The organism is Desulfuromonas sp. (assembly GCA_002869615.1).
GTDB lineage: Bacteria > Desulfobacterota > Desulfuromonadia > Desulfuromonadales > UBA2294 > BM707.
In genome coordinates, this window is sequence record PKUH01000024.1 from 1 (window position 1) to 12239 (window position 12239).

The window sequence follows — 12239 nt, forward strand, 5'->3', positions numbered from 1 at the left end:
ACCAAAGGGCGACCTCAAGAGCTCCGGGGGTGAGTCAAAATCATCAATGGATTCCTGATCGGAGTCGAAAAGCTGAACGGGGACACTACCCGAAGTTCAGGGAAGTGTCCCCTGACCAGGAGACAGGAAGAACCGCCGGGTCCCGGCCCGGCAGCCGGGCTCATTTCTTTATTAAGCGATAAAGAAACGAACCAAAGAAACCGCTCCCTTGCAGGGGCTTTTTTGTTTGTTCTAAATTGTTTCTGTTCAACTGTGCTACCGGGGAGTTTGCCTTGAGGCAAACGCAGTTCGTCGCTGTGGCGGTTGCGGTCGGGCTGCGGTTTAGTGATCGCGCTGACGGGAGCGACCTCAAGAGCTCCGGGGGTGAGTCAAAGGCAAAAGTATTGAGATTTGTTCCTGATTCTCTCTGACAGCTTATAGCTTAAAACTCACAGCTATCTTAAAGTGCGATATACCAAAAAAGGGGCAGCGTGCGCTGCCCCTTTGAGATCTCTATTTCCGGATATCAGGGATTCAATTCGAGATTGATCAGGGTTTCGCCGGTCGGTTCCTCGGTTGACCAGTCAGCGATAATCTCTTCTTTATTTGAATCAAAATCGTAGGTATAGACCTTGACCTGAACTTTGGTCATCCATGGGTCCCCCGGGATGGAATTGTAGGTCACATCGATCGTGTTGTTGCCATGCTGTAACTGACTGCCGCTGCCGGTGTAGTTGTAGCTCATATCCTCTTCACCCTTGATCTGGTAGAAATCCTGACCGTTAACCCGGACTGAGCCCTGGTAATTAATTGCGTAGATATAAATATAGAGCTTTGATTGATCATCGATCTGGCCGCTGAAACTCACGGCACCGGCGGTGCTCCCTTTCGGCCGGAACTTATCGAGGGGGCTGCTCTCATTCTTCGGTTCGACAGCAGCCGGATCCATAATCTCTCCGACCTGGATCTGCGGTGATTTCGCCACATCATAATAGCCGCCGGATGGAAAGTCGAGAAACAGACGGGCTTCGTAAATACCGGGACTGGCCGGAGCGAGGAACGTCAGTGTGCCGCTTGATCTCGAACCGAGATATTCGAATTCTCCATACTGTTCATTCGGGTCATCGACCCGGTAAAGGGCGACCCAGTCCTTCTCGGCCGGTTCGTCAATACCGCTGAAGCTGACAAAGATGGTGGCGCCCGGTTCCACCCTGGTGTTGCTGACCGTCAGCGTGGCGTTGCTGTCGATCACCTTCTGTGGTGGAGCCGCAGCGGTTGAATTCTGTGGACCGGTTTTGTTCTGCTGGTGCAGTCCCGGCTGGTCAAGCATTTCGAAATTAAAATCGTCGCTCGTAAAGGGTGCCATCAGGGCGCCAAAAAAAGCGCCACCGGCAACAAGGAAAATAATGACCGGCAGGACCAGGTATCCGACAGAGCCGGCGACGATCCATTTTGTCTTGCGGCCGGTTGAAGCGTTGACCGGGTGCGTTCCCTTGATCTGCTGCAGATCAAAGTACATGGTAAAGATGAATATCAGCGAGAATGGTGTGGTCAGCAGCGACAAAAGCGGACCGACCAGCGGAATGGCACCCACCGCCATGCAGATCAGGGCAAGGATGACGACTTTGAAAAAGGTGTTCCAGCCGTGCCCCTTGACGTATTGATAACTCTTGAGCAGCGAGTTCATGCCCCGTTCCTGTTCAACAGCGATGATGAAAGGAACAAAAAGGAACCAGACTGTAAACAGTACGCCGGGGATGAAGAAAAGAAAATAGGCCCCGACGATCAGAAATGAAGAGAGTGAAAGGGCCCACATGAAAGACCAGACCTGGTCCCGGCCGCGCCGCAGCGCTTCGCCGAAACCGCAACTCTGATCGATAACCGCATGGACAAAGGCTCCATACCCCCAGAACAGGACGTATGACATGACGAGAGCCGTGACCAGGCTGCCGAGTGGCATCAACAGCCAGCCGAGGCCGGGAATCAGCGGCATGGTGACAGCGGTGCCACCGCCGAAGATCACTCCTGCTGCCAGGGTCATGATGAACATCAGCAGGTAGAGCCCGATCAGCACGAAGAAACGGCTGGCAAAAACCCCGAAACTCTGGCTGAAGAGGTTGCCGATCGATTCCGGACTGCCGCCGAGACCGGCGTGCGGATCGACCGGGGCGGCAGGCTGTTGCGGCGGCGGTGTCGGACGCGGCGGAACAGCCGCTGCCGAGCCCGGGGCCGCGCCTGAAGCGGCCGAATCACGCGGCTCAGCCGCCTGCAGCTTCGCCGGATCGAGCGGGAATTGATGTTTGCACTTGGGGCAATTGACCTTGACCGGTTTGGACGGTGCTTTGTCGCGTGGCACGGTTTTGGTCAAGCCGCAGTACGGACAGGTGATATTCACCATGCTCATGAGGTTCCTCCAGAATTAATGGACCAAGCCTATCATACACTTCAGTTCAATCCCGGTCAGCCGGGAAAATAATTTCATCGATCTTTCGGCCGGTTCCGCACCGGGTCAGGTAGAAGAAGAGCCGGATATGGCGCCGGCGATCATCGAGATGGCGGAAGACGGCAGCAAAGTATTGCAGCTTTGTCCCCTGGCCGCGCAGCTCGAGTTGCCGCTGTTGCACGCTCTGCCGGACGATGGTCTGTTCGTCCGGGCGCAACCCGGTGTCGAAGAACCCGGGAGCCCGGGCCGGGATCACCCGTTCACACAGGGCATAATCCCGGGCGAGGTGTTCTGTCAGAACCAGCCGCTCCGGCTCGGCGAAGAGTTCCTCGACAGCAGCGCAGACCGCTTCGAAGATGCCATTTTGTGACAGCGGCAAGCGGAACAGTCCTTTCTTTTGCAAATGCAGAGCCAATAATTCAAGGGTTTTGCTCATGCCGCCGGTCAGCCCGGAAGCAGCCCGGAGAAAGTTTCGTAAACGTCCGGAATTCCAGGTTAAATCTATAAATCTGCTGATCGCCCTGAGGCACTCGAGGTCAGCGAAGTCGAGATCGTTATTGCTGGTAATGGTGTACGGAGGATTGGGATCGTAGCGCAAGTTTTGCGTTTTCGCCGCATCGCGCAACGGCGCGCCGGGGAGCAGCTTGACCGGTTCGATTTGCAGGTGATCCGGGTTCAGCGCGAACAGCCTGTCGATCGAATCGAGGAACTGGGCTGCGGTTTCGCCGGGCAGCCCGGCGATCAGGTCGAGATGGAGTTCGATCCGGGTTCTCTTGCTGAGCTGTTCGATATTGTTCAGCAGCTTATCGAGCGAGACCTTGCGATCAATCGCGGTCAGGGTTTCGGGCAGCGTCGATTGCACCCCGATTTCGAAATGAAACATCCCTTTCGGCACCTGTTCAAGCAGCTCCAGGGTCGGCTCATCGAGCAGGTGGCCGCCGATTTCAAAATGGAAATGCGTCTCCCGGTTGTTGTCGAGGATGAACTTGAAGATCTCATAGGCGCGCGGCGCGTCGTAATTGAAGGTGCGGTCAACCAGCTTGACCTTGCCGACCTGCTGCTCGAGCAGCCAGCTCAGATCGGCCTTGATCCGTTCCATTGAAAATGATCGTACCGAATCGTCGAGGGCGCTCATGCAGAAGCTGCAGTTGTAAGGGCAACCGCGGCTGGTTTCGAGGTAAACGAAGCCGCGTGCGGTGTCGACCAGGCCGCCGCTGAACGGCGAGGGGATGTCATCAAGGTTGTCGAGCGGCGGCAGATCCGGGCCGTTGGCTATGGCATCGCCATCGCGCCAGGCGAGTCGTGGCACCGCGGCCGGCTGCTTTCCATATTGCCAGGCGCTGAGAAGGCCCCGCATCGGGATCTCGCCTTCGCCCCGGATCAGGGCGGTGAGGCCGGGGTGGCGCGTGAAAATCCCTGCATCTTCGAAGGAGACCTCGGGGCCGCCGATGACCAGCTTCAGCTCCGGGTTGACCGTTGACAGCAGGTCGACCAGTTCGAGGGTTTCGCGCCGGTTCCAGATGTAGGTCGAAAATGCGATGACGTCCGGCTTCTCGGCGAGCATCGCCGACAGAATGTTCTCCTTCGGTTCATGCACGGTGTACTCGCGGATCAGTATTTCACCACAGGCGTCGCCGCAGTAGGCAGCGATGCAGGGCAGGGCGAGGGAGTTGTGGATGAATTTGCTGTGCAGGGTCGTCAGTAGGGTTCGCATATCACCAGAGATAATAACGGAAGGGAGCCGACATGGAAAGTTGATTTACCGTTTTTTCGGCCTGTGTTATCTTCCCTTATGATGAGTCAAAACAAAACCATACTGGCCGTAATCGCCGATGAGCAGGGCGAGGTCTTCGAACATCCCGACCTGCTGCTCGCCGGCATGAACGGCATGACCGCCCGGAGCCCGCATGCCGATGAGCTGATCCCGCTGCCGGAGGGGAGCCGCCTCTTCACCATCCCCGGCACTCCGCCGATGGGAATCGATCGAAAAAGCGGCGAGCTGGTTGTGCGTGACCATTTGCCGCAGGGCTGGGGCGGCGGCCGGGCGCAGGCGGTCTCGGCCTTTCTGACTCCGGCCTACACCCGGACCCTGTTGCCGGCTGCCGCCTGGCAGCGGAAAAAGCAGATGCTGCCGCTCTGGTCGTACACCGCCGTTGGCTGGTGTGTCGAAGAGGAGCGCTTCTATGCGGCGGCGGTCTGTGTCGACCGCAACCGGCAGTGGCAGCCGGAACATTTCGATGACCGGCAGCTCGATCCGCTGGTCCGCCAGGCGTTGCAGGAAAACCCGGAGAATCGTCTGCTCGAGCAGTTGTCGCGCTGTGCCCTCGATTACCACTGCTTCGCCGCCAAAAACCTCTTCTTCCGGCGCTGGGAGGCGCCGCTTCCGACCTCGCCAACCTGTAATTCACGCTGCATCGGCTGTATCTCGCTGCAGGAGTCGGATTGCTGTCCGGCCAGCCAGGACCGGCTGACCTTTGTGCCGACGGTGCAGGAGCTCTGCGAAGTCGCGGTGCCGCACCTCGAAGCGGCGGAGCATGCGATCGTCTCGTTCGGCCAGGGCTGCGAGGGCGATCCGATCCTCCAGGCCGAGACCATCTGCGAATCGGTGCGGCAGATGCGCCAGACAACGGCGCGCGGCACCATCAACTTCAACAGCAACGCCTCGATCCCGGATGCAATCGATCGTCTGGCCGAGGCCGGGGTCGAATCGATCCGGATTTCGCTCAACTCGGTGCGCGAGGATGTTTATAATGCCTATTACCGACCGGCCGGTTACGCTTTTTCCGATGTCATGGAATCGGTCCGGCGGGCCCGGGCGAACGGGCTCTACACCATGCTCAACTACCTGGTGTTTCCGGGAGTCAGCGACCAGCGGCCGGAGGTCGATGCCCTGGCCGACCTGGTCGAAGAGACCGGTATCGATATGATCCAGATGCGCAACCTCAGTCTCGATCCGACCGTGTACTGGGAGGCGACCGGCGAAGAGGGGGAGGGTATCGGCATGCGGACCATGCTCGATGAACTGAAGCGGCGAATCCCGAAGTTGCAGTTCGGCTATTTTAACCGGACGAAAGAGAATTTCTATCCGGATGGTCATGAGAGTGACTGGCCGATTGGATAACTTTGTGTAACCGGAACGTCTGTGTTCGCGGGTGCGGGCTGACATGAGAGCCGCTCAAGAGCAACGGGGTGGCAGTCAAAAGCAAAAGCCCTTTAGCCCTCGGATAAAGATAAAAGGGAACAGTCCACATCGGGACAGCCCCCTTTTCTTTTCTTACAGCTTAAAACTTACAGCTTACAGCTAACGCTTCACCGCTTATTTCGGCGTAATCTTGATCTCGACCCGTCGATTGAGCTGGCGGCCGTAGTTGGTGTCGTTGCTGGCGATCGGCTGGCTCTCACCGAAGCCGACTGCGGTAATCCGGCTGGCAGCAACACCGTTGGCGAGCATGATATTGCGCACTGCGCCGGCCCGGCGTTCGGAGAGGGTCTGGTTCAGCGACTCGCTGCCGGTGCTGTCGGTGTGTCCGGAAACAACAATCCGGGTCTTCTCGAATTCGGCGAGGACCGCCGACATCCGGGCGACGTCGCTCTGCGATGAACCGAGCAGGGTGAACGAGCCGACATTAAACTGGTTGTCGGAACGGAAGGTCACGAACAGGACGTTGCCGTCCCTGACGATATTAACCCCTTCGACCGAGGCCAGGGCGTTGCGCATCTTCTGCTCCTGGACGTCCATGTAGTGGCCGATGCCGGCACCGGTGGCGGCGCCGAGGGTGGCCCCGACCAGGGTTCCTTTGGTGTCGCCGCGTGCGGCCTGACCGACCAGGGCACCGGAAGCAGCGCCGATCAGCGCGCCTTTCTGGGCTTTTGTCATCGGCTCGGCACAGGCGCTGAGCAGCAGGGCGATCGATATCAGTACAAACAGTTTTTTCATAGTCATCTTCCCCTTAAGGTTATTGTTTTCCATTATTATAACCTTCATTTCCTGATTCGGACAGGTGGATATGCACAGTTTTTACTCGATTTGAATTCAATAGTGGGCAAAAGCCCAGGAATAGCTGGTCTGGTACTTCTCCTTGCCGAACCTGTTGACGGCCTTGAACATCACCCGGGCGATCCAGGCTGATCCTCCATCCTCTTTGATCTCCTGTTTCAATGCCAGGTCAGCCGCCCGTCTTTCCGCGGTGTTCCCTTTTTCGCCGTAGGCATATTTCAGGTCGTGGCGCAGGGCGATTTCGGTGATGTTCGGAATGCCGAACAGCCACGCGAAGAGCCCGTCCGGAGCCATTGATACACCGTCGAAGCGCCAGCTTTTGTACCGCTCCGGGTGGGCTGTTATGCGGTCGACGAGATACTGGAACCGGTAATGCCGGCAGAGTTCGATAGCGCGTTCGGTGGTGATGGTTTCGCCGATTTCGGGGAGGGTGATGTTTGGCTGGGCGTCGGCCAGGGTTGAACCGGCGAGCAGGGTGGCAAGGATCAGGGTGATGAAGAGGGTGAGCCGCTTTTTGATGAAAAGATGGTGCATCGGTTATTTCGTTTTCCTTTTAGGATGCCAATACGAAACGGAACTTCGTAACAGTGTCCTCCTGGTAGCCCTGTACTTTGGTCACCCAGGATCAGATGACAGGTTGGTGTGTCCCTTTACGTGGTCGTATCGTAAGGTGGAATTACTTTAACCCTAACAGATAAGGATAAAAAGTACGATCCTCCTCAAATCTGATCCAGGCCTAATCGGCAATGCCTGTCGGTACGTCGACGTTCTGAATCAATTCATTGGCAGGCCTCGGCTCTATCCCTATTAAAAAACGGATAACCGCTATAAATAAAATGATTTTGGTAGGGATCAGAAAATAACTTGCGAACAGCATAACGGCATAACTGGCGCCGCCACCTTCAATCGTGGATGCGAACAACCGTATAGTGATATATGAAATAAAAATAAAATTTCCAATTCCAAACAAGGTGTTGCTGAGGTAATGACGTTGAATTCTTTTTGCAATGTTCAATTTTTTGAAAATCAAATAGAGCAAAATCGCGGTCGGTATGTATGTCAAAAACAAACCTGATAAATGGTAAAGAACGGGAGGGTACTGCCTGAAAAACTGACCATACATCCCATTCGAAATGTTCTTTAGTACCACGCTTCCAAGTGGAATAATGCTGCCCAATAGTATTGTGAACCCCAATATTGCATTGACCATTTTAATTCCCCCTCCGTTGATTTTCAGTCAATAGTTCGCGAAAAGCATTGGCGACCGGTCATATCATCCTCATCGAACTTCCCGCCTCCTATCAATACCTTTCCGGTCCTTGACTGGATGGGTGGACACCCTTATTGAAATGTTTGGTCGAACTTGTCTTGATCAAGATATTTTTCGAATGCTCCAAGAGCTTGAGAAACGCTCGGCTCGGTCATCAACTCCTGCATGGCAACTTCTCCCACGATTCCGAACGCATATTGAATCGATGAGGTGCCACCTTCTTTAAAGGCTGCATTAGCCGTCTGCGGACAATCTTCGGTCATAAGACGTGTTATTAACCCGCCGACATATTTGTTCATACCATCGAAATCTTTCTGCGTCGCTTTTGTGTACGGTTTAATGGTGCTATGCGTAGACATCCCAAAGTAAATCCATTTAGCCAGGTTTTTTCTTTCTTTGCCATTAATCGAGTCAGTAAGGCAAACTGCTAAATCCTGAGCGGCTTGACCCGCATGCGTTATCACGGGGGTCAGTGTCAGCATGATGATGAGCAATGATGTCACAAATAGATGGTTTTTCATTGCAACTCCTTTTTTATCAACGGTTCATGATAATCGGCGGCGACGAAATGTTCGAACACCACCGCAATTTTAGACATTTTGCTTTTCAGATTCACACAGACGTATTTTCCGTCTGGTTGATTAGTTTGTTAGAAATTCTCTTTAAAGCTACAGAACCAAAAACAATATAAATACCAATATTGAAATAAATAAAGAAAAGATGAAAGCGTACCGTTTGGTTATGAATTTGGAAATTATTGCTCCATTCATTATGGTTGCAATGATTAATGAAGTTAAAAATAATTCGTTACCAACTATCGGGCCTAACATAAAAGACCACGGAAAACTGGTGATTGTCAGGGATATTACCAACGTGTAATTTAAGGCACTATATGGATCACCATTTTTCAGTGTAATTAAATACGCTATGAATAATGATATCAAGATAGGCGATGATGCTAATATGCCGTCTCTTATAAAATTGACAAGCTGTGAGATATGTTTACTCATTCCATATCAACGGACCAAGCTAAGCGGGCTGGGCCTGGTCACTTTCAAATTAGTAGAAACCTTTACGCGAACCACCGCCGTATTTCCCAGTCCGCTTGAGCAATTGGTTAGCCATTCGACCTCTACGATTTAAGCATAGAGATGAACATGCCCACCGTTATAAATAAGCCAATATAGAAATAGTAAATTTTAAGTAACAAAGGTGGCTTGACTAATATTTTAGTTGGTAGGAAAGCCACAATTAAAGTTGGGAGAAAAGCAATGAAGAATGCTATTGCTTCAATTTTTTGCGTGGGAGTGTTGTTTTCAGCTAACACAATTATGGCAAAACTGACAATCCCACCGATAATAAAAATTGGGACGAATATAAACAGTCTGACAAGTATGACAATAGAATTTTCCATATATGTGGCTAACTACTGATTAGACGGAATTATTTCCGCATAATATTCACTGTGAATTACTAAAGAACTGGCTACAGCTTCATGATTCCAGCAACTTAACATTTTGATCTGTAATATTGAAAATGAAAATGCGACCAATTCCCATCAATTTAATAAACAAAAAAGTTACCCATAATTCCGTCAAATGACGAAAAAAATTATCAGGTATACTCAAAAATAATTCGGCTCATTATAGCAACCATTTCTTACATTTTTCTTACATCTGGAGGGAAAATCAGGTGCTCCTGAATTTTTCTTGCAGGTGCCGTTGGGCTTCGACCAGGAAGCGGGCAGAGTCTTCTTCCAGCTCGTCATAATGTTTCAGTAACTCACCATACCCCTCGGCCAGCGGATTCTCCCGCTTGATCCGCTCACCAATGCGGATCAGGGCGCGCTCCATCACCTCGACCTCGCGGTAGGAGACGAGCCAGTTGTATTGAATCATGCGTGGGGCGACAGCTTGTAGCTTTTCCGGCAGGATGTGTTGGTATTCCTCGAGCAGGAGGTAGGTCTCTAAGGCGAATTCCTCGAGGGTCCCCTCGGCGTGCCGGTCCCAGTTGCGGGCAAGGAAGTGATCGTAGAATACATCGATGAGAATGCCGCGGAAATAGCCAAAGCGGGGATCGATCCGTTCACGGCTGGCGTTGACCGCCGGGCTGACCTGGGAAAAGGAATCGATGCTCCGGTGCTGACGCAGGCCGTGGATGATCTGCGGATGGTAGGGTGCCTTTTCGAGCCGTCCTTTGACGAAATCGCCCATCATATTGCCGAGGCGGACGAGGGGGGTCGGATCGGAGAGGTGGAGGTGCATCAGGTAGTTCATACTGAGATTATAAGGCGGAAACGGTCTGCTGTCCCGTTTCACCGCTTCCGAGGACGCCGTCCGCCATACGGATATGCTCGATATCGGTCCAGTCGAGGCCGAGCAAGGCGGCACCGGCCGCATCAACGGCGACCGGATCGGTGCCGACGATCAGCTTGCCGAGCGGCGGTTCGCAGTGGGCGCCGCCGAGGTGGTATTCCGGCATGCCGATGCTGGCATCGACGAGGGCGAGGTCGGGGGCGCGGTGGCGGTTCAGCTCGAAGATCGATTGGTGCATCCGGTTGTGAAAGGATGATTTCTTCCAGTAGCCGCCCTGCTGATAGTGGCTCGGTGGGGCGCAGCCGATCATGTTTTTCATCGAAACCGTTACATCGGCCAGCGAATGGGCCTTGAGCACCGGCACCGAGACGACAAAACTTTCGAACAGGATCTCCGGCAGGTACATCTCCGGGAAAATCGTGCAGTCGCTGATTTCCAGACGGCGCAGTGGCGCCTCGTTGAGGTCGATCAGCGGGATGTTGTGACGGACGGCAATCTGGCGATAGCCGAGCTCCTGGTAGATTTCGGTGGTCGAAAGCTGGCGGTCACCGCTCCCTTCGGCGATGACAATCTCGCCGTCACAGTTTTCTGAAATGGCGACAACCAATGCTTCGGCGATACTGACCGGCAGGGTGATCGGCGGTGGTGACGCATTGACCAGGTTCGGCTTGATCAGGATTTTCCGTTGGTCACGCAAAACGTCAAACGCCCCGGCATTGGCCAGGGCGGTATGGACTGATTCTTCAGCTGAGATGTAGTTTTCAATGTGACAAGGTTTAGCCATGATCCTGTGCCCGCGGGCTCCGGATTGATTACATCATGAGGATCTTGTTCTTGAGGATCAGGATCTCAAACGACATCGCCATCTTCGCCGCCAGTTTCTGCAGATCGAGCAGTTTCTCCGGCAGGTCGGCGCTTTTGTCGTCGATATAGATGATGGTGACAACCCGGCCCATGACGATAACCGGAACGAGCAGGGCGGTCGGCGGCATATTGCCGCCCATCGATTCAACGAGCCGGAGATTGTCGGCGCTGGCTTTCGGGATCGGGCCGATATAGTAACTGGCGGTGTCGATGACCGTCTTCAGGATCGAGGGGTGATCGAGGGTAATCTGGAACTGCCCGAAATCGGTTTTGGGCTTAACATCGACATAAAGTTTCCATCCCTGAACTACTTGTCCACGGATCTGGAAGAGGGCGGCGCGGTCGACTTCCTGGCCGAGATGCGCGATCAGGCTGTCGGCAATATCCTCGCGATCAGCCGGATCGGCCAGGTGTTTGAAGACTTCCTCGATCGAGAAAGAATCAATACTCGCGATGCTCTCCTCAACGATATCGGCCTCGGCGAGATCAAAGACTTCGTCCGGCTCGGGCTCCGGTTTTTTTGCCGGCGCCGCCGGTTTCGGTGGAGCGGCAGCCGGCTTTCGCTCTGGCGCTGCCGGCTTCGGCGGCTCCTCGATCACTTCGTCGTCTTCGTCATCTTCAAACTTTATCGTGCGGGCCGTTTTCTTTTTCGTCTCCTGCTTGGTCTTCTCTATCGCTTCCTGCTCAGATTCTTTCTTCCTGGCCTCGAGGTGTTTCTGTCGCTGCGTCTCCATGTCCTTGATTTTTGGCGCAACGGTGGCCGGAACTTCTTCCGGCATGATTTCGTTGCCGACCTTGTCAGGTGAGCTGACCTCTAATTCATCGCGTAAAGATCCCTCGACTTTCTTGCTGACCTGGACGTAGCGGATTTCCCGCGGGATGTGGTAATACTTTTCCAGGGCGAGGATCAGACGAACTTCGGCGGCGACAGCCGGACGCACGATCAGACCGGTCCGGAAGGAGATCTCATCGATCGCCTTGAGGTCGGACGGGTTGGCCATGACCAGGGTCAGCTTGCGATGTTCGATCGAAAAAGGTACGACCTGGTACTGTTCGGCAATGTCGCGGGGGATAAGGTGGATCACATCATCCGGAATATTGTGGAGTTCTTCACCGGAAACGAGCGGAACCCGGAGCATGCGGCTCAGGGTCTTGGCGATATCATCTTCACGAACGAAGTCGAGCTCGATCAGGTTGGTGCCGAGCTTGCCACCAAAAATAACCTGGTATTTCAACGCCTCCTCGAGTTGATGAGGCGAGATTACACCCTCCTGGACCAGGAGTTCACCGAGTTTCATTGCAGCTGCCATACGGCCCCCAACAGTATTAAAACGGACAAGTAGTAAAGGTTACAAACAATCCGACTATTTA

At 53.9% G+C, this 12239-nt stretch carries 11 protein-coding genes; 1 reads left to right on the top strand and 10 read right to left on the bottom strand.

What is annotated here, in order from left to right:
- Positions 1-505 precede the first annotated feature (505 nt).
- Together C0623_03530 and C0623_03535 are read right to left on the bottom strand one after the other, a co-directional pair.
- Positions 506-2383, bottom strand: coding sequence for a hypothetical protein (locus C0623_03530; protein PLY02547.1), 1878 nt, complete (start codon positions 2381-2383; stop codon positions 506-508).
- A 46-nt stretch (positions 2384-2429) separates the two neighbouring features.
- A complete protein-coding gene (locus C0623_03535) occupies positions 2430-4136 on the bottom strand; it encodes a B12-binding domain-containing radical SAM protein (protein ID PLY02548.1) in 1707 nt (568 codons plus the stop codon).
- Between the two features lie 81 nt (positions 4137-4217).
- Here C0623_03535 and C0623_03540 point away from each other — a divergent pair, with 81 nt between their 5' ends.
- Entirely contained in the window at positions 4218-5543 is a 1326-nt protein-coding gene (locus tag C0623_03540; protein ID PLY02596.1) for a radical SAM protein, read from the top strand.
- A 195-nt stretch (positions 5544-5738) separates the two neighbouring features.
- On the opposite strand, the gene C0623_03545 is transcribed toward C0623_03540, so the two are convergent.
- The 8 genes from C0623_03545 to C0623_03580 all read right to left on the bottom strand — a co-directional run bounded on the left by C0623_03545 (position 5739) and on the right by C0623_03580 (position 12178).
- Complete coding sequence (locus tag C0623_03545; GenBank protein ID PLY02597.1) at positions 5739-6359, bottom strand: hypothetical protein; 621 nt, start codon at positions 6357-6359, stop codon at positions 5739-5741.
- 96 nt (positions 6360-6455) lie between these two features.
- On the bottom strand, positions 6456-6953 hold the full coding sequence (locus C0623_03550; GenBank protein ID PLY02549.1) for a hypothetical protein: 498 nt from the start codon (positions 6951-6953) through the stop codon (positions 6456-6458).
- 202 nt (positions 6954-7155) lie between these two features.
- Complete coding sequence (locus C0623_03555) at positions 7156-7629, bottom strand: hypothetical protein (GenBank protein ID PLY02550.1); 474 nt, start codon at positions 7627-7629, stop codon at positions 7156-7158.
- 131 nt (positions 7630-7760) lie between these two features.
- Positions 7761-8210 carry a hypothetical protein gene (locus tag C0623_03560; protein PLY02551.1) on the bottom strand — a complete coding sequence of 150 codons (450 nt, stop codon included), beginning with the start codon at positions 8208-8210 and terminating at the stop codon, positions 7761-7763.
- A 611-nt stretch (positions 8211-8821) separates the two neighbouring features.
- Positions 8822-9103 carry a hypothetical protein gene (locus C0623_03565; protein ID PLY02552.1) on the bottom strand — a complete coding sequence of 94 codons (282 nt, stop codon included), beginning with the start codon at positions 9101-9103 and terminating at the stop codon, positions 8822-8824.
- Positions 9104-9377: 274 nt separating this feature from the next.
- The gene (locus tag C0623_03570; GenBank protein ID PLY02553.1) at positions 9378-10088 is read right to left on the bottom strand and encodes a DUF479 domain-containing protein; all 711 of its coding nucleotides are present in this window, start codon (positions 10086-10088) and stop codon (positions 9378-9380) included.
- Complete coding sequence (locus C0623_03575) at positions 9973-10788, bottom strand: hypothetical protein (GenBank protein PLY02554.1); 816 nt, start codon at positions 10786-10788, stop codon at positions 9973-9975. Before C0623_03575 ends, C0623_03570 begins: the two co-directional genes overlap by 116 nt.
- 28 nt (positions 10789-10816) lie before the next feature.
- Positions 10817-12178: a hypothetical protein gene (locus C0623_03580; GenBank protein ID PLY02555.1), complete on the bottom strand. Its 1362-nt coding sequence runs from the start codon at positions 12176-12178 to the stop codon at positions 10817-10819.
- Positions 12179-12239: the final 61 nt, after the last annotated feature.

Coding starts and splice junctions, on each gene's coding strand:
- C0623_03530 (PLY02547.1), bottom strand. CDS start 2,383: ATGAGCATGGTGAATATCACCTGTCCGTACTGCGGCTTGACCAAAACC.
- C0623_03535 (PLY02548.1), bottom strand. CDS start 4,136: ATGCGAACCCTACTGACGACCCTGCACAGCAAATTCATCCACAACTCC.
- C0623_03540 (PLY02596.1), top strand. CDS start 4,218: ATGAGTCAAAACAAAACCATACTGGCCGTAATCGCCGATGAGCAGGGC.
- C0623_03545 (PLY02597.1), bottom strand. CDS start 6,359: ATGAAAAAACTGTTTGTACTGATATCGATCGCCCTGCTGCTCAGCGCC.
- C0623_03550 (PLY02549.1), bottom strand. CDS start 6,953: ATGCACCATCTTTTCATCAAAAAGCGGCTCACCCTCTTCATCACCCTG.
- C0623_03555 (PLY02550.1), bottom strand. CDS start 7,629: ATGGTCAATGCAATATTGGGGTTCACAATACTATTGGGCAGCATTATT.
- C0623_03560 (PLY02551.1), bottom strand. CDS start 8,210: ATGAAAAACCATCTATTTGTGACATCATTGCTCATCATCATGCTGACA.
- C0623_03565 (PLY02552.1), bottom strand. CDS start 9,103: ATGGAAAATTCTATTGTCATACTTGTCAGACTGTTTATATTCGTCCCA.
- C0623_03570 (PLY02553.1), bottom strand. CDS start 10,088: ATGCGGCCGGTGCCGCCTTGCTCGGCCTCGACTGGACCGATATCGAGC.
- C0623_03575 (PLY02554.1), bottom strand. CDS start 10,788: ATGGCTAAACCTTGTCACATTGAAAACTACATCTCAGCTGAAGAATCA.
- C0623_03580 (PLY02555.1), bottom strand. CDS start 12,178: ATGGCAGCTGCAATGAAACTCGGTGAACTCCTGGTCCAGGAGGGTGTA.